This is a genomic window from Streptomyces sp. NPDC087300, assembly GCF_044744425.1.
Lineage (GTDB): Bacteria > Actinomycetota > Actinomycetes > Streptomycetales > Streptomycetaceae > Streptomyces.
Map to the genome: position 1 here is coordinate 292,456 of NZ_JBIUYI010000001.1, position 23,329 is coordinate 315,784.

Genomic DNA, 23,329 nt, shown 5'->3' on the forward strand with positions numbered 1-23,329 from the left:
TGCCGCGCCGGTCGGTCCCCCGCCCGGCCGCGCGCAAGGGCCCGAACGGGCTCTCGCATCCGCGCCGTCCATTGGCTACTCTGCGTCGGCACCGGGTCCACGGGGAAGGCAGCCGTCATGTTCTATCTACTGCTCAAGTACGTGATCCTCGGCCCGCTCCTGCGGCTCATGTTCCGGCCAAGGATCGAGGGCCTGGAGCACGTACCGGAGGACGGCGCGGCGATCGTCGCGGGCAATCACCTGTCCTTCTCGGACCACTTCCTGATGCCCGCCATCATCAAGCGCCGCATCACCTTCCTCGCGAAGGCCGAGTACTTCACCGGCCCCGGGATCAAGGGCCGTCTGACGGCCGCGTTCTTCCACAGCATCGGGCAGATCCCCGTGGACCGCTCCGGCAAGGAGGCGGGCCAAGCGGCGATCCGCGAGGGGCTGGGCGTGCTGCGCAAGGGCGAACTGCTCGGCATCTATCCCGAGGGGACCCGCTCGCACGACGGGCGGCTCTACAAGGGCAAGGTCGGCGTCGCCGCGATGGCGCTCAAGGCACAGGTGCCGGTGATCCCCTGCGCGATGATCGGCACGTTCGAGGCGCAGCCGCCCGGCCAGAAGGTGCCCAATTTCCGCAAGGTGACGATCCGCTTCGGGGCGCCGCTCGACTTCTCCCGCTACGCCGGCATGGACAACGAGAAGGCGGTCCTGCGAGCCGTCACCGACGAGATCATGTACGCGATCCTCGGCCTCTCCGGTCAGGAGTACGTCGACAAGTACGCGGCCGTCGTGAAGGCGGAGGAGGCCGAGCGCGCGGCGGCGGGCACCAAGGAGCCGCGCAAGTTCCCGCGGATGCCGCTGAGCTGACCCGGCTCTGCGCTCCGCACTCCGCGCTCCGCGCTCTGCCGAGAGCAGATCGCCCTTCACCCGCCGCGGGCCCCGGCATACGGTCCGGTCATGAAGAACGCGTTGGTGATCGGAGCGACGGGACAGACCGGGCGCCCCACGGTGCAGGCACTCGTCGAGGACGGCTGGACGGTGACGGCCGCGTCGCGCGGCGGCGGGCGCGACGAGCGATGGCCGGGGGACGTACGCGAGGTCCGGCTCGACCGCGAGGACGACGCGGAGTTCGCCCGCGCGCTCGGCGACGGCATGGACCTGGTGGTCGACACGGTGGCGTTCACCGCGGCGCATGCCCGGCAGTACGCCGCGCTGACCGATCGTGTCGGGTCGGCCGTGGTCCTCTCCAGCGGGGCCGTCTACGCGGACGGGCAGGGCCGCAGTTTCGACACCCAGGAGGAACCCGACGGCTTTCCCCGGTACCCGGTGCCCCTCCCGGAGAGCCAGCCCACGGTGGCGCCGGGCGATGCCACGTACGGCACCCGCAAGATCGCGATGGAACGGGAGCTGCTGGCGCTCGGCGACCGGCTGCCGGTGACGCTGCTTCGCGCCGGGGCGATCCACGGGCCGTACTGCCGCGGTCCCCGCGAGCTCTACTTCGTGGGACGCCATCTCGACGGCAGGCGCCGCCGCGTGCTCGCGCACCGTGGTCGCAACCGCTTCCACCCCGTGGGGGTGCGCACGCTCGCGGAGCTCGTACGGCTCGCGGCGGCCCGTCCCGGCTCCCGGGTGCTGAACGCGGGCGATCCCGAGGCGCCGACGGTCGCCGAGATCGGCGACGCCGTGGACGCGGTACTCGGGATCGAGTCGGAGACGGTCCTGGTGGAGGGCGCGCCGCCGGAGCCCGGCGTCGGCGTGACGCCCTGGTCCGCCACGCATCCCGTGGTGTACGACATGGGGGCGGCGGAGCGGGAGTTGGGCTATCGCCCCGTGACGACGTACGCCGAATCCCTTGCGGAGAGCATCCGTTGGCTGGTCGACCACCTCCGCGACCGGGACTGGCGCGAGGCGTTCCCGAAGATGGCCGCGAACTATGATCTCTTCAACTACACGGTGGAAGACGCCTGGTTGGCGCGGCGGGAGAAGTGAGTGAGCGAGCAGCACGCGCAGTACACGAAGCTGGTGGGTCTCCTCGACGAGCGGGGTGCCACGTACCGCGTCATCGAGCACGAGGCCGAGGGCGCCACGGAGGCGGTGAGCGCGCTGCGCGGCAACACGCTCGAACAGGCCGCCAAGTGCATCGTGGTGATGGTGAAGATCGGCAAGAAGACGAAGCGCTATGTCCTCGCCGTGGTGCCGGGTGACCGGCGCGTCGACCTGGGCGCGCTCAAGGCGCTGCTCGGCGGGACGTACGCGGGATTCGCGACGCAGGAGGTGGCGGAGCGGCTCGCGGGCAGCGTGAGCGGCACCATCCTGCCGTTCTCCTTCGACCCCGAGCTCGAACTCGTGGTGGATCCGGCGCTGTTGGAGCACGAGGAGATCTTCTTCAACGCCGCACGCCTGGACCGTTCGCTGGCGCTGCGGACGGCGGACTACCGGGAGATCGCCGGGCCGAGGACCGAGGCGATCTCCCAGTAGCGCACCCTTACGCCGGTCGGTGGGCCCGACGGGCCCACCGGAGGCGGGGTGTTACGGCTTGGGCGTGGCGTGCGGCGCGCACGTCACGTCCTTGGCGTCCGTCTTGCCCGCGAGCAGGTAGTTGTCCACCCGGTCGTTGATGCACGGGTTGGTCAGGCCGGTGACGCCGTGCGAGCCCGCGTCCTTCTCGGTGATCAGGCGGGAGCCCTTGAAGCGCTTGTGTAGTTCGACGGCGCCCGCGTACGGGGTGGCCGCGTCGCGCTGGGACTGCACGATGAGCACGGCCGGCAGGCCCTTGCCCGTCTTGACCTTCAGCGGGTTCTGCTGCTTCGCGGGCCAGGTGGCGCACGGCAGGTTCATCCACGCGTTGGACCAGGTCAGGAACGGGTACTCCTTGTGCAGGCGGGTGTTGTCCCGGTCCCACTTGCGCCAGCTGGTCGGCCACTTGGCGTCGGCGCACTCCACCGCGGTGTAGACGGCGTTGCCGTTCTCCGACGAGATGTTGCCCGCGGTGTCGGACATGTCGGGGCCCGCCTCGTCGACGAGCGTCTTGGTGTCACCGGCGAGGTACTTGCTCCAGGTCTCCGCGACCGGCACCCACGACGAGTCGTAGTAGGGCGCGCCCTGGAAGAAGGAGGTCAGCTCGGCCGGGCCGACGACGCCGCCGATCGGGTTCTTCTTGGCGGTGGCGCGCAGCTTCTCCCACTGCTGCTGCACCTTGGCCTGGGTGTCACCGATGTGGAAGGTGGCGTCGTTCTTGGCGACCCACGCGGTCCAGTCCTTCCAGCGGCCCTCGAAGGCGACATCCTGGTCCAGGTTGGCCTGGTACCAGATCTTCTCGCGGGAGGGGTCGACCACGCTGTCCACGACCATGCGGCGGACGTGCGAGGGGAAGAGCGTGCCGTAGACGGCGCCCAGGTACGTCCCGTAGGAGACGCCCAGGTAGTTGAGCTTCTTCTCGCCGAGGGCGGCACGGACCACGTCGAGGTCGCGCGCGGTGTTCGGCGTCGTCATGTGCGGCAGCATCCAGCCGCTGCGCTCGGCACAGCCGTCCGCGTACTCGGCTGCGAGCTTGCGCTGGGCGCGCTTGTCGGCCTCGGAGTCCGGCACCGGGTCGGCCTTGGGCGCCTTCACGTACTCCTGCGGGTCGACACAGGAGATCGGCGTGGAGTGGCCGACGCCGCGCGGGTCGAACCCGACGAAGTCGTACGCCTTGGCCGTCTTGGCCCACACCGGGTTCTTCTTGGTCACGCGCGTCGGGAAGCGCATGCCCGAGCCGCCGGGGCCGCCCGGGTTATAGACGAGGGCGCCCTGGCGCTCCTTCTTCGTCCCGGTGTTGCCGATGCGGTCGACGGCTATCTTTATCTTCTTGCCGTTGGGCTTCGCGTAGTCGAGCGGCACGGTGACCCAGCCGCACTGGATCGGCTTCTCGAGCCCCCAGTCGGCGGGGCAGTCCCGCCAGTCGACGCCGGCCTGGGCGGCGCGCTGCGCGGCGAGCGCGACGCCGCGCGCCTCACGGTCCTTGCCGGAATGGGCACCCGCGTCGGCGTTGGCCGAGGGCGCGGCCATGGCACCCGCGACGAGCGTGGCCGTGACCAGGGTGCCCGCGGTACCGAGCACCGCCGTCCGTCTGTTTCCTGGGGTCCGTCGCAAGTGGGGCCTCCCGCACATCGGTTCGAGCTCGTTCGATCAGTACGAGGGATCTTTGCGCCACGGGGTTCCGTGCGACAGGTGCGGCGACGGTTCTTTACCAATCCGATAAACGGTCCGGTCGGTACCGGTGACCGGTGCGTGCAGGTCAGAGGTCCAACTCCGGTCTGGGCCACGGGGCGGATCTGCTTGCGGAACACGGTTTCCGTCGTTCGCTTGTCAGCCGTCATCAGGCCTGTGGCTGAGCAGGTCGCCCGGCTGACAGCTCAGTGCCTCGCAGATGCGGGTGAGCGTGGTGAAGCGGATGGCCTTCGCTCGCCCGTTCTTGAGGATGGAGAGGTTGACGTTGGTCACGCCGACCCGGGCCGCCAAATCGGCGAGCGTCATCCCCCGTTCCGCAAGGAGGCGGTCAAGGTGCACTTCGATGGAGTGGCCTTCTGTGACACCTGCCGCGTCCATCAGATGGTGGCTTCGATTTCCTCGCGCATCACCACACCCGCCCGCACGATCCTCGCGAAGGTGAGCAGTCCCAGGGCGGTGAAAATGGAGAAGAAGGGGATCTGCCACATGTCGCCGACCGAGGCCATGTCCGAATCGGCAAGTGTCGCGAGCAGGGCCGATTGAGCGATGGCCTGAGTGACCTCGACCGCCAGGCTGCCGAGCAGGAGCGACCAGCCGAGCACCCGAAGCCGAGAAGCGGTCCGGGGGGCGTAGACCCCGTCTCGGATCGCCCCCTTGAGCAGCCTGTTGAGCAGAAACAGCCCGCCGATCATCAAGGTGAACGACGGCAGAGTGCGGAGGGCGTCGAGGGCTCTTTGGCTACTTGACGGGTCCGAGGCGCAGTACCTGGGAGTTGAGGAGACATCTACCCCTTCGCGTGCGCCAAACATGACGTCAGCGCTACGTGAACTGCCGGATGTCCCCTCGGCGGTGACGCATACGTCGCCTCCGACCCAGCTGAAGTGAACCCCATCGACGAACAGGCTCAGGACGAAGCCCACCACCACGACGCCGACCACCACACGAAGTGCCACTGACACTGTGCTGAAGAGAGGTTCGAGCAACTTGCGACCTTCGACCATGACTGCCCCCTAGCTATCGATCATCGATGTTATCGAAAAACGATGTTATCGAGAAACGATACAGTCTGGTCCTCACCGGGGGCAACGCCCCCCCCGACAAGCGGCACAGACAGAACCGCACCGGTGCAGCCCTGAGGTGAGCGACCGCAACGAGTACGAGGGCGGCTTCCGGCCAGGGGGTTATCCCCCTGTCGCCCCTCCGGCCCGCCGGATGTTCACGGCCTGGTCTCTCGGCGATCGTGGATCCCTGAAGCAGCTCGCGCGCAGAACGCACGTACAGAATCGCGTACAGAAAGAGGAAGCCGTGCGACACAGGAGTTCCCAGGCCGTGACGGCCGCCGTTGCTCTGGTCCTGGCGGGCGGCGCGATGGCGCCCGCCTCGGCTACGGAGCGGGCGGCCCCGCGGTCGGCGTCCGTCGAGGGGCTCTGGCGCATGGAGGGCTACGGCGCCGTCCTGGCCGTCGATGGCGGGCGCATGCGGGAGTACCAGACCACGGACGTCAGTTGCGTGAAGGGCTTCTCCGCGCGGCGGACGGCGCATGGCGAGTACCGCGCCGCCGACGGGACGATCCTCACCGTCCGGCAGGAAGGCGCGCGGCGCGGCTCCCTGCACGTGGCCGGATCGGCCGGCGACCGGCAACTGCGGCGCGTCGCGGAACTCCCCGCGGGCTGCGACCACACGATGCCCGAGGACCCGGTGACGGCGTTCGACGTCTTCTGGCAGTCCTTCGAGGAGAACTACCCCTTCTTCGCCGCCAAGGGGATCGACTGGCATGCTGTACGGGACACCTACCGGCCCAAGGTGCACGCCGACACGACGCGGGACGAACTCTTCGCCGTCTTCAGCGAGATGGTGAGGCCGCTGTACGACGCGCATGTCGGCGTCATCGACGGTGATCACCGGTTCTACCAGGTCCGCCCGGGGACGACCGTGCCCGGCGAGAAGCTGGACACCAAGGTCAAGGACCACATCGTGCGGCGTGACCTCAAGGGTCACAAGCCGCAGGAGTTCGCGGGCGGCCGGATCAGCTACGCGGACCTGCCCGGCGGGCAGGGCTATCTGCGCATCTCCGGATTCGCGGGCTACGACAAGAAGGACCCCACGTACGCCGCGCAGCTCGCCGCACTCGACAAGGCCCTCGACACCGCCCTCACCCCTGCGCGCACGGCCTCCCTCAAGGGGCTGATCATCGACGTGCGGGTCAACGGCGGCGGCTACGACTCCCTCGGCCTGCACATCGCCGAGCGCCTGACCGACAAGCCGTACCTCGCCTACCGCAAGCGCACCCAGTACACCCGCCCGCAGCCGATCCCCGTACGGCCCGCGCGCGACACCCCCCGCTACACGGGCCCCGTCGCCCTCCTCACGAGCGGCTCGACGGTCAGCGCGGGCGAGACCTTCACGCAGGCCCTCATCGACCGCCCCGGCAGGACGGTCCGCATCGGGGAAGCGACGCAGGGCGTCTTCTCCGACGTACTGGAGCGCGAGCTTCCCAACGGCATGAAAGTCGGGCTCCCGAACGAGGAGTTCCTGACCAGCTCGGGCGGGACCTTCGACGGCCCCGGCATCCCGCCGCACCTGCGTACGCCGGTGTTCACCCAGAAGGAGTTCGAGAAGAACCGCGACTCGGCCTTCGACAAGGCGGTCAAGGTCCTCCGGGCCTCCGAACAGGGCTCTTTGACGTCGCACAACTGAATCGAGACGTTCCGCTACTTGAGGTGGCCCAGAGCGTCGATCACGGAAGCGATGGCGGGCTCGGCGGCGCGTTCGCGGTGGTGGGCTGCCATGAGGTGGTGCCCTGGGTGTCGTCCTCCCGTGCGACGTCCAGGGCCCGCACGCCCTCCCTCGTGCAGGAGACCGAAGGTTCCAACACACGGTCTACGACAGCGGCACCCCTTCGTCGCCCCTGGACACGGCCCGCCCGACCGACCACGCCCCTACCCCAGTCCGCCGCTGCTCCTCCCCCTGCCCACCACTGGCGGGCACGTCCGGATGACGTACTAGATCAGCGGCTTGCGTTCGGGCCACCAGCGCTGGACGGCCTCGACCGTCGTCGTCGGGCTCACGTTGAAGCAGAGCTTCGCGCGGGGTGCCAGTTCGCGGGTGGCGTCGACCAAGACCTCGAAAAGCGGGGTCAGTACCGGGTCCAGCCGGATGCCGGCGCCGATCAGCACGATGTCGTAGTCCTTCGCGGACAGCGCCGCACGGTAGACCGCCTCAGCCGTGCGGCCGTAGTCGAGCAGGCAGAGGTCCACAGTGAAGCCGAGCTCCTCGAGCCGGGCCCGCTCGGCGGCCACCCCGGCCCGGACCAATTCGGCGTTGAGCTCGGGGAACGCCGCCCGTGACGAGGGCGCATCGTCCACCAGCGTGGGATCAAGTCCGACGGTCAGTACGGATGGGGACATGCCTCGGTACCTCCTGTGCGTTGCGACTCCGGACCGATGGTGGCACCGGACCACCCACGCAGCCATCCCACTCTCGTGCGCCCTATCTGCTCGTCCAAGTTCAGGCAGTGGGACTGAATCGCCGATCCGATAAACGGTGTCGTCTGAACCGCTCAACGGGTAGGTCGGGCCAGGGGTTCCGCTCCCCCTCGACGACCGGACCGCCTCCCGCTGGCCGACGGCGAGCGGTGACATCCGGACACGGGGTCCAGAGGCGGCCGTTGCTGAGAGCGCTCTTCGCCGGACACTTGGCTGAGAGACAGAACTCGTGGGAACGGGCCCGTATTTCGGCCCGGTCGGTCTTCGGAGGTGCAAGACGCTTGCCGTCGCGTGAGGTTGCGGGGCGGATGACTCGCGATTCCCAACACGGACACCTCTGACCAGCGACGAGGCCTCCGCACGGGGTGGCGTCGGAGCCGGTTTTCCCCTGCCGTCCAATTGCGGTTCTCGCTCATCTCCGCGAGTTCTCACGCGCTTCTCGGGCTCTTCCCGCCTGCCCGGAACCACCACGACAGGGGCTTCCCTGCCGAACAGGATTCGAGGCGGGGAGCAGCACCGACGACTCGCGTCAACCACGCCCGTCTGCCCCACGACCATGGCTCGATAGCGCCCTTGACCATGGCGAAACGTCACAGCGAGTCTGTTCGAGGACTGAAGTCCCAGAAACACACTCCAGTTTCTTGTTCCCCTCGCGTATGGAGGTTCCATGGACATCGAGATGAACACCGAGATCGACAGCGACCTTGGCGAACTCGAGGTGCTCGAGATGGACGAGCTGCAGGTCAGCGGCTCGTCCACGGCCTATAACTACATCGCCAAGAATGCGGACAGGTCCTCGGACATAGCCGCGGGCTGACCGTCTGACCGAATCGCTTGATGAGGAGCTCACAAGGTCTTCCACATTCTCCGGCGTCGTGCACGTCGCCGGAATACCGGAAGGGCAAGGGCGCTGCTGCGGTCCCGCGGTAGATATCGGGTGCCTGACCTTCGCGAGGGCGGAGTTCCGCCCACTTGTGAGCTCCTTGAGAATTCCGTTACCCACGCACCGCTACCCGGCTTTCAGCACCTCGCGTACCCGGTCGGCTCCACCGTCCGGATCAGGACGGACGGCATGGATCTTCTGTTGCTCTTTCCGCCGCTGACGGAGGCAACTCTCTTTCCGTATCTGAGTTTGCCCTATCTCGCCGGTCACGTCCGCCGGTTCGGCTACAGCGCGCATCAAGTGGATCTGGGCATCGAATTGGTCCATCGACTTCTGGACGCCCCGGCTCTCAAACAGCAGGCCGACACCATCGACGAGGCGCAGGATCTGCCTGCCTGGTACCGAGCGGTGGTGGCCGATGCCGCACTGGAGCATTTCGACGAGATGCGCGACTTCGTCGTGGCGAAGAAACCGGCACCTCGCCTCGGCCCCGTGCGTGCGGTGCGACTGGCCCGGCAGGCGGCCCAACTGATGCTGCGCGAATCGGCGTTGTCGCAGGTGTGGGACGACTTCGACGCGCTGGACCGAGGGGTGCTCCGGCTCTCCGAACCGCAGGTCGCCTCCCTCGACTTCGCGACCAGGAACTTGCACGGATTGCTGACGGAGGCGCTGGACAGATCCACGCCGCGGGCGGTCGGCATATCCGTCGCCTTCTTCAGCCAGTTGGCTCCCGCTCTGCTGATCGCCCAGTGGATCCGACGGCTCCATCCGGGCGTTCCCATCTGCCTCGGCGGACAGCAGGTCATGCTGCGCCACGACGAATTGGCCGCTATGGCTTCGGTGCGCCGAGCGGTCGACGCGCTCTGTGTCACGGCGGGCGAGGAACCCCTCGAACGGTGGCTCGCCCATGTCACCGGAAACGTGCCGCGCTCCGATGTGCCGGGAATGAGGTGGCTGAGTGAGGAAGGCGCGACAGCGCCGGGCCGACCGCCCGCTCTCCGCTTCAAGGACTTGGGCGCGCCCGACTACGACGGACTGAAGGTGCATTCCTATCTCAATGACACCGTTGTCCTCTCCATGGTGTCCTGCGTGGGCTGTTACTGGGGTCGCTGCGTCTTCTGTTCCTATGGAAACCGCTCTCTCGAACGCGGGGCCTATCAGCAGGCCTCCCCGAGACAACTGGCGGACACGGTAAGCAGGATCGTCGAGAGCACCGGGATCGACTTCGTCACCGTGGTCGACGAGAACACGAACCTGCGACTGCTCGCCCGCGCGATGCGCCTGGTGCGCGAGAGCGGTCTTCGTGTCCGTTTCAACACCCGCAACCGGCTGGAACCGATCCTGCTCGATCCGGCCTTCTGCCAGGAGCTGGCCGACCTCGGCTGCGAGGGCATGGCCGTCGGGTACGAGGGCGTCACCCAGCGGCTGCTCGACCGACTGGACAAGGGTGTCAGGGCCGAGGACTTCCAGGCCGTCCTCGACAACCTCGCGGCGGCGGACATCCGGGTCAACCTCTCGGTCATGGGCGGCCTCTTGGACGAGACCGAGGAGGAGTACGAGGACTCGCTCCGCTTCCTCGAACGCAACCGTGAGAAGTTCGCCATCGACGCGTTCGAACTCATGGTGGCCGAACCAGGAACCCGTCTCGTGGCCGATCCGCAGGAATTCGGCGTGGTCCTCGACGGCTCCGGGTCGTTCGCCGACAACCGCGAACTCAACTACCTGGGCGGCAGGGTCGGCAAGCGCCATACCGTCATCGGCGGACCCGGGCGCCCCGACATGCTCCGGCGGCTCAAGGACGGCATGCGCCGGATCTCCGCGGCCCCGGCCGGATCCGCGGAGACAGGGGCTCGGGCCCCGGTGCGGCACATGGCGCTACGCCCGCATCCGTGGATCCGGTGCGCTCCGGACCGGCTCGCGCCGCGCGGCACGGGCGGCCCCGGCGGCGGTTCCCTTCTGCTGGCCGATCCGGTGCGGGAGCAGATCTACTCGCTGCCGAAGAACCACGTGACCCGAAGCGCCGCGCCGGCTGGTCCCTTGACGGCGACCAGTGCGCGGGGCCGGTCCCTGCTCGACAAACTCGCCGTCGCGGATGCCGGTGTCATGTGCGACGAACCGCTCCCGGCCATTCGCCCGTCACGCTGAAGGAGTCACACGGTGCACATCACGCTGGTCAATATGCCCTGGGCCTCTATCGACTTCCCTTCCTTGGCTCTGGGAATCCTCAAGCAACGCGTCGCGGACGAGTTTCCTGACAGCCGTGTCGACGTCGTGAACGCCAATCTCGACTATCTCGACTGGATCACCGAGCGAGCGGGCCTGACGCGCGAGGAGTACAACTTCTGCTGGGACTCCTACTTCACCGGCTACAGCGAATGGATCTTCTCCTCCGCGCTGTACGACGATCCGCAGTGGCGCAACTCCGAGTTCGCGGACCTCGTGGCGGAATCCGTGCCGGGTGACATGCTCGTCAAGGGGCAGCAACTGCACGCGCTCGCCCCCGAGTACATCGAATCCCTCGTCACCCGCATTCTCGCCGACCGGCCCGACGTCGTCGGTCTCTCGACGACCTTCGCGCAGAACAGCGCCGTGCTCGCCGCGGCCCGGCTCATCAAGAAGCTGGCGCCCGAGGTGTGCGTGGTGCTGGGCGGCGGGAATTGCGACGGCCCCCAAGGTGCCGCGCTCCACCGCGGTTTCCCTTTCATCGACTACATCAATCGCGGGGAGGGCGAAGTGTCGTTCACGCGGCTGCTCGCCTGCCTTCGCGACGGTTCGAGCCCCGCGAAGATACCCGGACTCTGCTGGCGCGACGCCGAGGGCACGTCGCACGCCAATGCCATGAGCGCGGCGCCGCTGCCCGCGTCCGCGCTGGTCACACCGGACTACACGGACTACTTCGAGCAGCACGCGGCCTCCCGCGCCGGGGCCATGGCCGAACCCCACCTGGTGGTGGAGAGCTCGCGCGGCTGCTGGTGGGGCCAGAAGCATCACTGCACCTTCTGCGGGCTCAACGGTTCGTTCATGGAATTCCGCAGCAAGAGCCCGGACCGCTTCGTCGACGAACTGCTCGCGATGACGGAACGTCACCGGGTGCTCAACGTCGCCGTCGCCGACAACATTCTCGACATGGCCTATCTGCGGTCGGTGGTCCCGAAACTCGCGGAGTCCGAGTGCGATCTGCGCATCAGTTATGAGATCAAGTCCAACATGCGCCGCGAGCAGCTCGCCTCGCTCGTCGCCGCCGGCATCCACTACGTACAACCCGGCATCGAGAGCCTGAACGGCCGGGTCCTGAAGCTGATGGACAAAGGGGTGACCGGCTGTCAGAACGTCCGCATGCTCAGGGACGCGGAGTCGGTGAGCCTCGGCGTCGTGTGGAACTACCTCTACGGATTTCCGGACGAGACCGAAGAGGACTACGAACCGGTGATCGACCAGTTCCCTGCCGTCCATCACCTCGCCCCGCCGAACGGCGTCACTCGTATAGCGATCGAACGCTTCAGCCCTTACTTCAACCGTCCGGAACTCGGGTTCGGCGATCTGAGTCCCGCCGCTCATTACGCGGTGATATACGACCTCCCGGAATCCGAACTCCGCGACATGGCCTACGTGTTCGACGCGGCTCACCAAGGCATCTCGGCCACGCAGGCGGAGCGCCTCGACAAGGCCGTCGAGACCTGGCGCCACGAGTTCCCCCGGGGGCGGCTGACGCAGTGCGACCTGACCGACTCCATCGTCCTGACGAACACCCGGTCCGGCTTCGCGTGGCGGACCCTGAGCATCGAAGAGCCCTGGGAGATGGCCGCCTTCCGGCTCCTCGACCAGCCGTGCACCGGCGAGGTGCTGCTCAAGAAGCTCCGGGCGGCCGACCACCACGTCACCGCCGACGAGGTGTCGGCCCTGCTCGCCGAGTGGCGCACGCTGGGGCTGCTCTTCGAGGACGGCGGCCAGACCGTGCACGTCGTCCCGTACGCCGCCAACCAGGACCTGATGCGCTGGGTGACCAACGACGGCAGTCCGGCGCTGGTGCCCGGACTGCTCCACGACCCCGTGGGCCGGATGCCGCGGACGACTGCGGCGACGGCGCTCCGGTGCTGGCGGGAACGGGACGAGGAGACCCGGGCGAGGGACGGCATCTACATGGGAGAGGAGCGGTACGAGGACACCGCCGTGCACACCGTGTCGGACCTGGTAGCCCGGGGCACTCAGCACGTCGCCCTCCCCCGGCCGGTGGTCCTCGGCCAAGGCGATCCCGGCAGTGATCAGCAGGCGGTCCGCGGGCTCACCCACGTACGGGAGATGACCGGGCACGGTCTCTCCGTCGACTGGGATCTGGACCTCGGCACCGAGATCGGACAATGGCGGCTGTTCAGCCACCTGTATCCCCCGAGTTCGCTGGCGGGACCCGACGGCGCCGCCGTCCTCGACCAGTGGCGCACCACGTTCCACATGAACAAGTGCGGCTACCGGCGCGGCATGGGCTTCGTCGAGATCAACGACCTGCGCCACGGGCGACAGCGGCGCCTCATCATGCGCAAGGTGAACAAGGGGAAGCTGGCGTCGCTCCTTGACGGCGCCCCCGTGGCGGACTTCCGGCCGCGGGAGATCGAGGCGTTCCTGAAGTCGGGCCTCGTGCACCAGGTCGGCGATCTTCTGTGGTGGTTGCCCTCCCGCATCTCCCGCTGGCCGGTCGTGAGTTGACGGAAGGGATCAAGAATCATGCCTCATGGCGAAGCCACCGCGCCGCTGCGCTCCCTCAACGCGGCTGAATGGGACCACACTTACGGCTCCACGACCCCTGGATGGGACGAGGAGCCGCCGCCGGTGCTCGGCGAACTCCTCGCCCGGCACGCTCCGCCACCGGCCCACGTCCTGGATGTCGGCTGCGGGCTCGGCACCACCGCGCGGTGGCTCGCCGACCGCTCGTACACCGTGACGGCCTGCGACTTCTCGCCCCGGGCGATCGCCGAGGCGCGGCGCCGCACGACGGCCGACGCCGCCGTACGGTACGAGGTGCTCGACGTCACCGGCCGCCCGCCCCTGGACCCGTTCCCCGTGGTCCTCGACCGTGGCGTACTGCACACCTGCCCCACCGACCGCGAGCGCCGGACGTTCGCCGCGGCGATGGCCCGGATGTGCCGCCCCGGCGGACTGTGGGTGCACGTCGGGGCCGCCGCGCTCGACGAGGAGGACGCCCTGCACCAGTCGAGCGGACCGTCCTGGACCACGGAGGAGACGTTCCTCGACGCGGTGACCGCGTGGTTCACCGTACTCGACGTCCGCATCGCCGACTTCGGCCTACGGGCGGGCGTGACGGACTGGCCGGCCCGGTACGCCGTACTCAGGCGAAGGGAGGACTGACACCTCTCCCACGACCGGCTCCGGTGCCCGTCCGCAGGTCAGCCCAGCCGGTGCAGTGCCTCGTCCAGGGCCCGGCGTACCCGCAGCGCGTCCGGGGCGACGGCGGTGACCAGGACCGCAGGGCCCGCGAGTGGCGTGAGCGAGGCCCACTCCCCCAGTGGCGTGGCCGAGGGCACATGGTCCGCGAACTCCGGCCGTACTACGACCAGTTGGCCCACGGCACGGTTGCCCGCGAGGACGGCCGGACCGTCCCAGCCGCCGGGGGCGCCGGGGCCGCAGGAAAGTTCCTGGTCGAGCAGGGCGCGGCCCGCGCTGCGGACCGTGAGGCGGCTGGTGAGCCTGCCCGGCGCCTCGGCCACCCGGCCCAGGACCTGTTCCTCACGCAGCACGAGGCGAGCGCCCGGGGCGAGCTCGGCGCGGGTGGTGACACGCAGGTCGCTGCCGCAGACCGAGATCAACTGCTCGGGCAGCCAGTGCAGTTCCGCGCCGTCCTCGACGGTGAGGCGTACGTCGTAGCGCGCCGAACCGCCGCTCTGGCCCGGCAGCGCCATCGTGGCCGCCGCGGAGCCGATGCGCAGGGCGGCACCTTCGCGTACGACGGCGTCGACGGTCAGATGGTCGCCGCCGAGCGGACCGCTCATCGCGCCGACGAGCGTGATGTGCGCCGCCGAGCCCACCGAGCGGGTACGGCGCAGGGCGAGCGGACCCTCGCCGTCGAGCACCGGGAAGGCGATGCCGCCACGCCCGTTGGGCCGGGCCTCGACACGGGCGACGCCGCGGACGCCCGCGCCGCCGCCCGTACGGATGACGCCCTGGGGGGCGAGATCGACCGTCACGCCGACGCGGTCCACGCGGCGTACTGCGCGCGCACCCAGGCGGCGACCGGGCCGACGCCCTCCTCGGACCTCAACGACTGGAAGGCCACGGGCAGTTCGGCACGCTGCGCCTTCGCGTCGGCGGCCATCCGGGCGAGGTCGGAGCCGACGTGCGGGGCCAGGTCGGTCTTGTTGACGACGAGCAGGTCCGCGGTGCTGACGCCGGGGCCGCCCTTGCGCGGGATGTCGTCGCCGCCCGCGACGTCGATGACGAAGATCTGCGCGTCGACGAGCCCCTTGGAGAACGTCGCGGTGAGGTTGTCGCCGCCGGACTCCACGAGGATCAGGTCGACGGGACCGATCTCGTCCTCCAGGTCCTCGACGGCCTCCAGGTTGGCGGAGATGTCGTCGCGGATGGCGGTGTGCGGGCAGGCGCCGGTCTCCACCGCGGTGATGCGCTCGGGCGGCAGCACGGCCTCGCGCAGCAGGAACTCGGCGTCCTCGCGGGTGTAGATGTCATTGGTGACCACGGCGAGGGACAGCTCGTCGCGCAGCTCGCGGCAGAGCGCCGCGACGGTCGCGGTCTTGCCGGACCCGACGGGCCCACCGAGCCCGATCCGCAACGCCCGGCGGCTGCCGTCGGGACGGTGAGCATCGGCGGACACAGCGGCGGGACCGTCGTGGGAGTGGTCGAGGTGCATGGGTACAGCTCCAATAGGTCGAGTGAATCGGGACCGAGTTGCTCCTGCCGCATGGGCAGCTGAAGCACCTCAGCCCTGTGGATCGCAGGCCGGACCTTTCGACTCGGCCCGCTGGGCATCTCAGCCCGTCCGGCGTTTGCGGACGAGGCCGTCCAGGCCGACAGCGGGGTCCGGGGGCGGGGCCCCCGCGACACCGGCCCCGGCAACCGCCACACCGCTAAGACGCGAACAACCGCACAGGCCAAGCCCCATGCGCCTCCGCCCCGATCTCAAGCAGCGGCGCGGACCCCGCCGGCAACGCGTCGACGCCCTCGTCCCGCACGCGTCTCGCCGCGTCGACCGCCTGGCACACCACGCGGTCGACGTCGGGGGCGAGCCGCGCGAGCACCGCCGTGGCGTCGAAGGGGTCGAGGCTCAGCAGCCGCACCGTCGCGGTCGCGGGCCCGCTGATCCCTTCGTACGCGGAACAGTAGGCCGCGTCCTCGGGACCGAGCCCGGCCGAGCGGGCGGTGAGCCCGAGCACGACGGGCTGGTGTGCTCCCTTGGGGAACTGCCGGGCCAGGGCGTCGAGTTCCGGGTGCGGCCAGGTGGCACGGGCGGCCCGCATCATCTGTCGGCCCAGGCGCCGCGCGGCGATGCGCAGCGCCAGGGACGGCGTACGGGCGTCCGCGGCCGCGTCCAGGTCGGCCGGGTCGACGCCGAGGGCGGCGGCTGCCGCGAGGGCGGCCGACACCAGGCCGCTGGTGTGCAGCCTGCCCCGGCAGTAGGCCTCCAGGCTCGCGGCGCCGGTGACGCGGCCGGTCTTGACGGCCTCTTCGGCCCCGCCGGAGTGGGCGTGCCCGCCGGCGGGGAAGCGTCCGTCGGCCAGGACGAGGAGTGCTGCTCGTGACATGTGATCGTCGCCAGGTGAGTTGAGACTGTCGGAACCCTCGGTACGGCCGGAGCCGTCAGAAGCCGTCAGAACAGGAAGTACCGCTGTGCGAGCGGCAGTTCCACGGCGGGCGACGGCTCGACCAGCTCACCGTCGATGGTGACGGCGAAGCTGTCGGGGGCCACCTCCACCCGGGGCAGCGCGTCGTTCTCGTACATGTCCGCCTTCGAGCGGCCACGCGTCGAGCGGATGGCGGCGAACTGCTTGTCGAGGCCGAGGCGTTCGGGCAGTCCGTCGTCGAGTGCCGACTGGGTGACGAAATTGATCGAGTTGAGCGAGGGGGCCCTGCCGTGCGCGCCGTACATGCGGCGCGGCAGGATCGGCTGCGGGGTCGGGATGGACGCGTTGGCGTCGCCCATCTGCGCGTACGCGATCTGTCCGCCCTTGAGGACCACCTGCGGCTTGACGCCGAAGAACGCCGGCTCCCACAGCACCAGGTCGGCGAGCTTGCCGGCCTCGACGGAGCCGATCTCGTGGTCGATGCCCTGAGCGACGGCCGCGTTGATCGTGTACTTGGCGACATAGCGACGTGCGCGGTGGTTGTCGGCGCGGACGTCCCCCGGCAGGAAGCCGCGGCGGCGCTTCATCGCGTGCGCGGTCTGCCAGGTGCGCATGATCACTTCGCCGATGCGGCCCATGGCCTGCGAATCCGACGACATGATCGAGATGGCGCCTATGTCGTGCAGGATGTCCTCGGCCCCGATGGTGGTGGGCCGGATGCGGGACTCGGCGAAGGCCAGGTCCTCCGGCACCGCCGGGTTGAGGTGGTGGCAGACCATCAGCATGTCGAGGTGCTCCTCGACGGTGTTGACGGTGTGCGGCCGGGTCGGGTTGGTCGAGCTCGGCAGCATGTTGGGCAGCGAGACGGCCGTGATCATGTCGGGGGCGTGGCCGCCGCCCGCGCCCTCGACGTGGAAGGCGTGCAGGGTGCGGCCCGCCACTGCGTCGAAGGTGGCGTCGACGAAGCCCGCCTCGTTGAGGGTGTCCGTGTGGACGGCGAGCTGGGCGCCGGTCTCCTCGCAGACGTTCAGACAGGCGTCGATGGTGGCGGGCGTCGCGCCCCAGTCCTCGTGGATCTTGAAGCTGACGGCGCCCGCGCGGAGCTGGGCGTGCATCGACTCGGCGTTGACGGTGTTGCCCTTGCCGAGGAGGCCGATGTTGACGGGGCTGGACTCCAGCGCGGCGAACATCCGCGCCAGGTGCCAGGCGCCCGGCGTGATGGTGGTCGCCTTGCTGCCCTCGGCCGGGCCCGTGCCACCGCCGAAGAGCGTGGTCACACCGGAGGCGAGGGCCTCGTCGACGATGGTCGGCGAGATGAAGTGGATGTGGGTGTCGATGCCACCGGCGGTGAGGATCTTGCCGTTGCCCGCGATGACCTCGGTCTCCGGGCCGATGACGAGCTCGGGGTGGACGCCGTCCATCGTGTCGGGGTTGCCGGACTTGCCGATGCCGGTGATGCGGCCGTCCCTGACACCGATGTCAGCCTTGACGATGCCCCAGTGGTCGATGATCACGGCACCGGTGATGACGGTGTCGGGCGCGCCCTCGGCACGCGTCGTCCTGGACTGGCCCATCGACTCGCGGATGACCTTGCCGCCGCCGAACACGGACTCGTCGCCGGAGCGCCCTGGACCGCCCGAGCGGTCCTCCTCGATCTCGATCAGCAGGTCCGTGTCGGCCAGACGGATCCGGTCGCCGGTGGTGGGGCCGAACAGATCGGCGTATGCGGCACGGGAAAGCTCAGGCATCGAGGGCACCTCCGGTCTCTCCGCGTAGACCGGGCACGATGCGCTTGCCGGCCAGCGGAACGAGTTCGACGTCGACGGGGATTCCGGGCTCGAAGCGCACGGCGGTTCCCGCGGCGATGTTGAGCCGCTTTCCGTGCGCGGCGCCGCGGTCGAAGTCCAGACCCGGGTTGGCCTCGGCGAAGTGGTAGTGGGAGCCGACCTGGACGGGGCGGTCGGCGGCGTTGAGGACGGTGAGGCTGGTGACCTCGCGGCCCTCGTTGAAGGGGACGGGCTCGTCGGCGAAGAGGATCTCGCCGGGGATCATTCCCTGGCCCGTGCCGGCGTGCGCTGCGGCATGCATGAGACGCGGACTCCCGTCAGACGATCGGATCGTGGACGGTGACGAGCTTCGTGCCGTCCGGGAACGTGGCCTCGACCTGGACGTCGTGGATCATCTCGGGGATGCCCTCCATGACGTCGTCGCGGGTGAGCACCGCCCGTCCGGAGGACATCAGTTCGGCGACGGTACGGCCGTCGCGGGCGCCTTCGAGGATGTGGGAGGTGATGAGCGCGATCGCCTCGGGGTGATTGAGCAGCAGCCCCCGCGCCTTTCGCTTCTCGGCCACATCCGCAGCCACATGAATGAGCAGTCTCTCCTGCTCGTGCGGGGTCAGTTGCACGCGTCCCACCTCACAGTCCTAGCTCCGAACCGTGCGGGGTCCGGCTGCCGCGGCCACCGCGACGGATATAGATGTAACACACAGCGAGTGCGCATGATCCGCACACCCTGGCTACGAAATCCGCTGGTGACGTGGCATGGGAGGGTAGTTGGGAGGAGTTTCAACGAGGTTAACCAGCCATTGACCGGCCCATGACCATCAGCTGGGGAGATCCATACCAACCAGTACTCGCAGGCCGTTCCGCAGCATCTCGACGTCGACGTCGTCGAACAAGGCATACTGGGCGGCGAACCCCTGCGCGAGCGCGATCATGGTCCGCGCCACATGGTCGGCCGGCACGTCGGAGGGCATCATTCCGGCCTTCTGGTACCCCTCCACGACGCGCACCCAGGCGGCCCGGATGCCGACGTACCCCTCCTGGATGAGGGACGAGAGTCCGTCGTTGCGGAGCGTCTCCGTCCACACCTGGATCATCAGCCGCGGGTAGTACGACTTGGCGCCGTCCGTGAAGCCCGGCTTGAGTTCGAGCACGTTCCCGAACACCTCGCCGATCAGCTCGTGCGGAGGGGGCGGCGGGCTCTGCGCGCCGGCCGCCTCGAAGACGCTCCGGATGTCGTCGAGCACCTCGGCGACGATCGCCTCGATCAGCTCGTCCTTGCCCCGGAAGTAGCGGTAGACCGCGCCCGCCGAGAGGCCCACCTCCTTCAGCACGTCCTGCATCGACGTGGCGTGGAAGCCGTTGCGCGCGAAGCAGAGCGCCGCGCCGTCGAGGATCTGCCGACGTCGCGCGTCGAGGTGCTCTTGGGATACCCGGGCCATGGGATCAACGTAAAACGAACATTCATTCTTGACAAGCGGGCCACGCCCCACGACAGTGATTGACGTAAAACGAACGATCCTTCTCTTTGCATCGCAGCCCCGGAACCCGTGCCGGGCGACCCATCCGCGGAGGAGCACTCCCATGACCACGCCACCCACCACCGCACCCCCGCAGGGGCGCCAGATCGCGATGGTGGCCGTCCTCGTCCCCGTCCTCGTGACGCTCGCGCTCTGGGCCTTCGCCTGGCCCGCCGCGCGCACGGCACCCCGCGATCTGCCGCTCGGCGTCGCGGGACCGGCCGCCGCCGCGGGTCCACTGGCCGAGCAACTCCAGTCCCAGCGGGGCGCGTTCGAGGTGCATCGGTACGCCGACGAGGCCGCGGCCCGCGACGCCATCGAGGGCCGGGCCGTGTACGGCGCGGTCGTCGCCACACCCCAGGGGCCGAAGCTGCTCACCGCGTCGGCCGCGAGCCCGGTCGTCGCCCAGCTGCTCCAGCAGGCCGTGCAGAGCAAGGCCCCGGAGGGGGAGGCGGTGCCGACGGTCGACGTGGTGCCCGCGCCCGAGGCCGACCCCCGGGGAGCGGCGCTCGGCTCCAGCGTGCTGCCGCTGGCGATCGCCGGGGTCGCGGCGGGAGCACTCGTGACGCTGAGCGGTCTGCGCGGCATCCGCGCGGCGGCCGCGCTCGTCGCCGCCGCCGCGCTCGTCGGGGCGGTCGCGGCCGCGCTCACCCACAGCTGGCTGGGCGTGCTCACCGGCAACTGGTGGGCGGAAGCAGGCGTGTTGGGCCTGTCCACGCTCGCGGTGAGCGCCGCCGTCGCCGGGTTCGCGGCCCTGCTCGGCCCTGCCGGAATAGGGGTCGGCGCGCTGTCGATGGTGCTGCTCGGCAACCCGTTCTCCGGGGTGACCTCCGCGCCGCAGCTGCTGCCCGAACCGGTCGGCTTCATCGGCCAGTTGCTGCCGCCGGGAGCCGGTGGTTCCCTGCTGCGCTCGGTCTCCTTCTTCGACGGTGCGCGGGCATTCGGCCCCGCCCTCACCCTCGCCCTGTGGGCCGTGCTCGGCCTCACGGCGGTCCTGCTCTCCGCGCGACTGCGGGGACGGCGGGCACCGGCGACGGCCGAGCGGCCCGCGGTACGGCCCGAGGCGGCACCGGTCGGCTGAGAGCCCCTCTCACCTGACGCCCGGACTTCTCGCCTGATGCCCGAACTCCCGCTTCTCCAAGGGGGTTCGGGCATCGGGTCAGGTGACTTCGGGGCCCCGGTGCTCGGCGGCGATGCCGAAGCGTCGCGGTTCGCCGTGAGCTGATGAGGTGGAGCCGCCGATGGAGGTGACGGAGCTGATGGTGCGCTCCTCCTGTTCCTCCGCGAGCCCTTCGAGGCGCTCCAGGTCGGCGGCCGAGACCAGCGCCACGAGCGGCTTGCCGTGCCGGGTCACGACGACCCGCTCACCGCCGTAGACGACGCGGTTGATCAGCTCGGCGAGCTCTGCTCGGGCTTGCGTCACCGGAATCTCGTAGGCCATGCACCCCAGCTTAAACGCCGCCTCAGGAACCCGTTCCCGGCGCGGACGCGCGGCCCACCAGGGCCCGGACCGCTCGGTAGCGACGGTCGGAGGGACGCGCCGGGCAGCCGTCCGGGCGGGGGGCGATCGCTCAACGCACCGTCCAGATCCACCCCAGGGGCGTGAGGCCGAGGGCTCGGGCCACACCGCGTGAGGCGTGGTTGTCGATCGTGGTGCTGTAGAAGAGGACCTCCCTGCGTGAGCCCTCGCGGCGCGCCCAGGCGGCGACCGCGGCCGATGCGAGCCCCTGGCCGCGATGGTCGGCCCGGGTCCAGATGCCGGCCTCGGCGGCACGGGCGTTCGCGGCCGGGGTGTGACAGATCGACACGGGCTCGCCGTCACGCACGGCCATCGCCCACTCCCCCGCCGACCCGCCGATCAGCTCCGCCCATTCGCCGTGCTGCCAGTTGTCCGGACGGCTCAACTCCCTTGCCGCACAACGCCCTTCGGCGTCCGAGACGAGCAGCGGCAGCTTCGCGGGCGGGCGCGCCGCCGGGCGGCCGGGAAAGGTGAAGCACGGGCCGCCCTGGATTCCGGCCGGTTCGCCCGGCGCCTCCAAGGCCGCCGCGATACGGGTGAGTGCGACGGGTGTCTCGCCCGGCGCGTACGGCTGTGCCGCGTCGTCGACCGCTCCCGGATCGTCGACGCCCGGCCCCAGCGCCAGCAGCCGCGCCCCCGGCGACCAGCACCACACGGCACGCACCGACGGGTCCGCCACCCTCGCGCGCTCGCCGACCCGCCCCGGGGCGAGGCAGTGGATGACGTCGACCTCCAGCGCGAGCAGGTCCCGCTCTCCCCATGTCACACCCCACCACCTCCACACCGCACGGTGCGTCGAGGCTACGCGGGGTCGGGCCCCTGCCCCCGCCCATCGCGGAACCCCCTCCCCACCTGAACGTACGTCCTGTACATTTTTTACAGAGTCCCGCGAAGAGAACAGAGCCCCGCGAAAAGAGGCGTGCCATGAACCGTCCGTCCGCCCGCCATGTCCTTCCCGAGTTCACCGAGCGCACGAGTGCGGGGACGCGGACCCTGGACCCGTACTCCAAGCTCCTCGAAGAGCGGATCGTCTTCCTCGGCACCCCCATCGACGAGACGTCGGCCAACGACGTGATGGCGCAGTTCATGCACCTCGAATACCAGGCGCCGGAGCGCGACATCTCGCTCTACATCAATTCCCCCGGCGGCTCGTTCAGCGCGATGACCGCCCTGTACGACACGATCCAGTTCGTCAGCTGCGACGTGGAGACGACCTGCCTGGGGCAGGCGTCGGCGTCCGCCGCCGTGCTGCTCGCCGCGGGCACGCCGGGCAAGCGGTTCGCGCTGCCCGGGGCGCGCGTGCTCATCCGACAGCCGGCCATCGCCGAGCCGATCCACGGACAGACGAGCGACCTCACCATCCAGGCCGACGAGATCGTGCGCACCCGGCGGCTCCTGGAGGAACTCCTCGTGCGGCACACCGGACAGAGCCCCGAGCGGATTAGCGCCGACATCGAACGGGACACGATCCTCGACGCCCCCGCCGCCGTCGAGTACGGCCTGGTGGACCGGATCATCCCGAGCCGCAAGAGCACGCTCGCCGCGCGCGACGGGCGGTGAGCGGCATGCTGCCCGAGCTGCCGCCCCTGCCCGCACTGACGCGCGCCGAGGCCGAGTTGGTCGACCGCTACCTCGAAGTCGTCGATCTGGTCGGCCGGATCAACCCGGCCAGGGGCGAACTCACCTACGGCGGGCTGCGTGCGGCCCAGGCCCTGGTGAGCAGCGCGACGGCACTGCGGGACGCGCTGGCCCTGATGCACCGCCGCGGCGAGAGCGAGCTGCACGCGCCGACGCTGACCCGGGCGCTGCGCGTGCTCGACGGCGAGCGAAGGGCAGGCCGCGTCACCGTGCCACCTCCAGCACGGAGTTGATCAAGCCCCTCGGCCAGCCCTCCGTGGCGGTCCGCCCGTTGACCGCCACGAGAGGCCCGGAACCCGCCGCGCCGCACTCGCCGGAACGTCCGGAGGCGTGTTGAAACGGACCAGACGAGCTACCCCGAACGGCGTAGCGGAGGGTCCGCCAAGGCGTGGTCGAGAGTTGCGCCAGAGGTGTACGAGGAGTGCGGAATGAACCATTCCGGTGCTGGTCGAGCCGTCGTCGGCCGCCGGGACGGCTGCCCCTTTCGGGCGGTGTCCA

24 protein-coding genes are annotated in these 23,329 nt (G+C 69.7%); 11 read left to right on the forward strand and 13 right to left on the reverse strand.

Annotated elements, in window-relative coordinates:
- Positions 1 to 117: 117 nt before the first annotated feature.
- The 3 genes from ACIO9J_RS01180 to ACIO9J_RS01190 all read left to right on the forward strand — a co-directional run bounded on the left by ACIO9J_RS01180 (position 118) and on the right by ACIO9J_RS01190 (position 2,463).
- Positions 118 to 852, forward strand: a complete 735-nt coding sequence (locus ACIO9J_RS01180; RefSeq protein ID WP_401990558.1) for a lysophospholipid acyltransferase family protein — start codon at positions 118 to 120, stop codon at positions 850 to 852.
- Between the two features lie 90 nt (positions 853 to 942).
- Positions 943 to 1,974, forward strand: a complete 1,032-nt coding sequence (locus ACIO9J_RS01185) for an NAD-dependent epimerase/dehydratase family protein (protein WP_401990561.1) — start codon at positions 943 to 945, stop codon at positions 1,972 to 1,974.
- Positions 1,975 to 2,463, forward strand: coding sequence for a YbaK/EbsC family protein (locus tag ACIO9J_RS01190; protein WP_401990564.1), 489 nt, complete (start codon positions 1,975 to 1,977; stop codon positions 2,461 to 2,463).
- A gap of 51 nt (positions 2,464 to 2,514) precedes the next feature.
- On the opposite strand, the gene ACIO9J_RS01195 is transcribed toward ACIO9J_RS01190, so the two are convergent.
- The 3 genes from ACIO9J_RS01195 to ACIO9J_RS01205 form a co-directional block, all read right to left on the reverse strand.
- Entirely contained in the window at positions 2,515 to 4,134 is a 1,620-nt protein-coding gene (locus tag ACIO9J_RS01195) for an alpha/beta hydrolase (protein WP_401990567.1), read from the reverse strand.
- Between the two features lie 198 nt (positions 4,135 to 4,332).
- Positions 4,333 to 4,572, reverse strand: coding sequence for a helix-turn-helix domain-containing protein (locus tag ACIO9J_RS01200; RefSeq protein WP_401990570.1), 240 nt, complete (start codon positions 4,570 to 4,572; stop codon positions 4,333 to 4,335).
- Positions 4,572 to 5,195: a DUF2975 domain-containing protein gene (locus tag ACIO9J_RS01205; protein ID WP_401990572.1), complete on the reverse strand. Its 624-nt coding sequence runs from the start codon at positions 5,193 to 5,195 to the stop codon at positions 4,572 to 4,574. The genes ACIO9J_RS01200 and ACIO9J_RS01205 overlap by 1 nt, the downstream gene beginning before the upstream one ends.
- Positions 5,196 to 5,562: 367 nt before the next feature.
- Between ACIO9J_RS01205 and ACIO9J_RS01210 the strand changes: the two genes are divergently transcribed.
- Positions 5,563 to 6,891 (forward strand): S41 family peptidase, encoded by a 1,329-nt coding sequence (locus ACIO9J_RS01210; RefSeq protein ID WP_401992984.1) that lies wholly within the window; start codon positions 5,563 to 5,565, stop codon positions 6,889 to 6,891.
- Between the two features lie 305 nt (positions 6,892 to 7,196).
- Here the strand turns inward: ACIO9J_RS01210 and ACIO9J_RS01215 are convergent, their stop codons facing one another.
- Positions 7,197 to 7,601 carry a hypothetical protein gene (locus tag ACIO9J_RS01215; protein ID WP_401990575.1) on the reverse strand — a complete coding sequence of 135 codons (405 nt, stop codon included), beginning with the start codon at positions 7,599 to 7,601 and terminating at the stop codon, positions 7,197 to 7,199.
- A gap of 745 nt (positions 7,602 to 8,346) precedes the next feature.
- On the opposite strand from ACIO9J_RS01215, the gene ACIO9J_RS01220 reads away from it, so the two are divergent.
- The 4 genes from ACIO9J_RS01220 (at position 8,347) to ACIO9J_RS01235 (ending at position 13,923) form a co-directional block, all read left to right on the forward strand.
- On the forward strand, positions 8,347 to 8,496 hold the full coding sequence (locus ACIO9J_RS01220) for a hypothetical protein (RefSeq protein WP_401990578.1): 150 nt from the start codon (positions 8,347 to 8,349) through the stop codon (positions 8,494 to 8,496).
- A 120-nt stretch (positions 8,497 to 8,616) separates the two neighbouring features.
- Entirely contained in the window at positions 8,617 to 10,707 is a 2,091-nt protein-coding gene (locus ACIO9J_RS01225) for a B12-binding domain-containing radical SAM protein (RefSeq protein ID WP_401990581.1), read from the forward strand.
- Positions 10,708 to 10,740: 33 nt separating this feature from the next.
- On the forward strand, positions 10,741 to 13,263 hold the full coding sequence (locus ACIO9J_RS01230) for a RiPP maturation radical SAM C-methyltransferase (protein ID WP_401990584.1): 2,523 nt from the start codon (positions 10,741 to 10,743) through the stop codon (positions 13,261 to 13,263).
- 18 nt (positions 13,264 to 13,281) lie between these two features.
- Positions 13,282 to 13,923, forward strand: coding sequence for a class I SAM-dependent methyltransferase (locus ACIO9J_RS01235; protein WP_401990587.1), 642 nt, complete (start codon positions 13,282 to 13,284; stop codon positions 13,921 to 13,923).
- Positions 13,924 to 13,961: 38 nt separating this feature from the next.
- Here ACIO9J_RS01235 and ACIO9J_RS01240 read toward each other — a convergent pair whose 3' ends face one another.
- The 7 genes from ACIO9J_RS01240 to ACIO9J_RS01270 all read right to left on the reverse strand — a co-directional run bounded on the left by ACIO9J_RS01240 (position 13,962) and on the right by ACIO9J_RS01270 (position 19,596).
- Positions 13,962 to 14,759, reverse strand: coding sequence for an urease accessory protein UreD (locus tag ACIO9J_RS01240; protein WP_401992987.1), 798 nt, complete (start codon positions 14,757 to 14,759; stop codon positions 13,962 to 13,964).
- Positions 14,756 to 15,439: an urease accessory protein UreG gene (gene ureG, locus ACIO9J_RS01245; protein ID WP_401990590.1), complete on the reverse strand. Its 684-nt coding sequence runs from the start codon at positions 15,437 to 15,439 to the stop codon at positions 14,756 to 14,758. The genes ACIO9J_RS01240 and ureG overlap by 4 nt, the downstream gene beginning before the upstream one ends.
- A gap of 217 nt (positions 15,440 to 15,656) precedes the next feature.
- Positions 15,657 to 16,331: an urease accessory protein UreF gene (locus ACIO9J_RS01250; RefSeq protein WP_401990593.1), complete on the reverse strand. Its 675-nt coding sequence runs from the start codon at positions 16,329 to 16,331 to the stop codon at positions 15,657 to 15,659.
- 65 nt (positions 16,332 to 16,396) lie between these two features.
- Positions 16,397 to 18,118: an urease subunit alpha gene (locus ACIO9J_RS01255; protein ID WP_401990596.1), complete on the reverse strand. Its 1,722-nt coding sequence runs from the start codon at positions 18,116 to 18,118 to the stop codon at positions 16,397 to 16,399.
- Positions 18,111 to 18,422 carry an urease subunit beta gene (locus tag ACIO9J_RS01260; RefSeq protein ID WP_401992990.1) on the reverse strand — a complete coding sequence of 104 codons (312 nt, stop codon included), beginning with the start codon at positions 18,420 to 18,422 and terminating at the stop codon, positions 18,111 to 18,113. Before ACIO9J_RS01260 ends, ACIO9J_RS01255 begins: the two co-directional genes overlap by 8 nt.
- Before the next feature lie 52 nt (positions 18,423 to 18,474).
- On the reverse strand, positions 18,475 to 18,777 hold the full coding sequence (locus tag ACIO9J_RS01265) for an urease subunit gamma (RefSeq protein ID WP_401990599.1): 303 nt from the start codon (positions 18,775 to 18,777) through the stop codon (positions 18,475 to 18,477).
- A gap of 198 nt (positions 18,778 to 18,975) precedes the next feature.
- Entirely contained in the window at positions 18,976 to 19,596 is a 621-nt protein-coding gene (locus tag ACIO9J_RS01270; RefSeq protein WP_401990602.1) for a TetR/AcrR family transcriptional regulator, read from the reverse strand.
- A gap of 142 nt (positions 19,597 to 19,738) precedes the next feature.
- On the opposite strand from ACIO9J_RS01270, the gene ACIO9J_RS01275 reads away from it, so the two are divergent.
- The gene (locus ACIO9J_RS01275) at positions 19,739 to 20,755 is read left to right on the forward strand and encodes an ABC transporter permease (RefSeq protein ID WP_401990605.1); all 1,017 of its coding nucleotides are present in this window, start codon (positions 19,739 to 19,741) and stop codon (positions 20,753 to 20,755) included.
- Between the two features lie 78 nt (positions 20,756 to 20,833).
- Here ACIO9J_RS01275 and ACIO9J_RS01280 read toward each other — a convergent pair whose 3' ends face one another.
- Positions 20,834 to 21,115, reverse strand: coding sequence for a type II toxin-antitoxin system Phd/YefM family antitoxin (locus tag ACIO9J_RS01280; RefSeq protein WP_401990608.1), 282 nt, complete (start codon positions 21,113 to 21,115; stop codon positions 20,834 to 20,836).
- Positions 21,116 to 21,245: 130 nt separating this feature from the next.
- Positions 21,246 to 21,959, reverse strand: a complete 714-nt coding sequence (locus ACIO9J_RS01285) for a GNAT family N-acetyltransferase (protein ID WP_401990611.1) — start codon at positions 21,957 to 21,959, stop codon at positions 21,246 to 21,248.
- Between the two features lie 158 nt (positions 21,960 to 22,117).
- Between ACIO9J_RS01285 and ACIO9J_RS01290 the strand changes: the two genes are divergently transcribed.
- Both ACIO9J_RS01290 and ACIO9J_RS01295 read left to right on the forward strand, forming a co-directional pair.
- Positions 22,118 to 22,753, forward strand: a complete 636-nt coding sequence (locus tag ACIO9J_RS01290) for an ATP-dependent Clp protease proteolytic subunit (protein ID WP_401990614.1) — start codon at positions 22,118 to 22,120, stop codon at positions 22,751 to 22,753.
- Between the two features lie 5 nt (positions 22,754 to 22,758).
- Positions 22,759 to 23,064 carry a hypothetical protein gene (locus tag ACIO9J_RS01295; protein ID WP_401990617.1) on the forward strand — a complete coding sequence of 102 codons (306 nt, stop codon included), beginning with the start codon at positions 22,759 to 22,761 and terminating at the stop codon, positions 23,062 to 23,064.
- Positions 23,065 to 23,329: the final 265 nt, after the last annotated feature.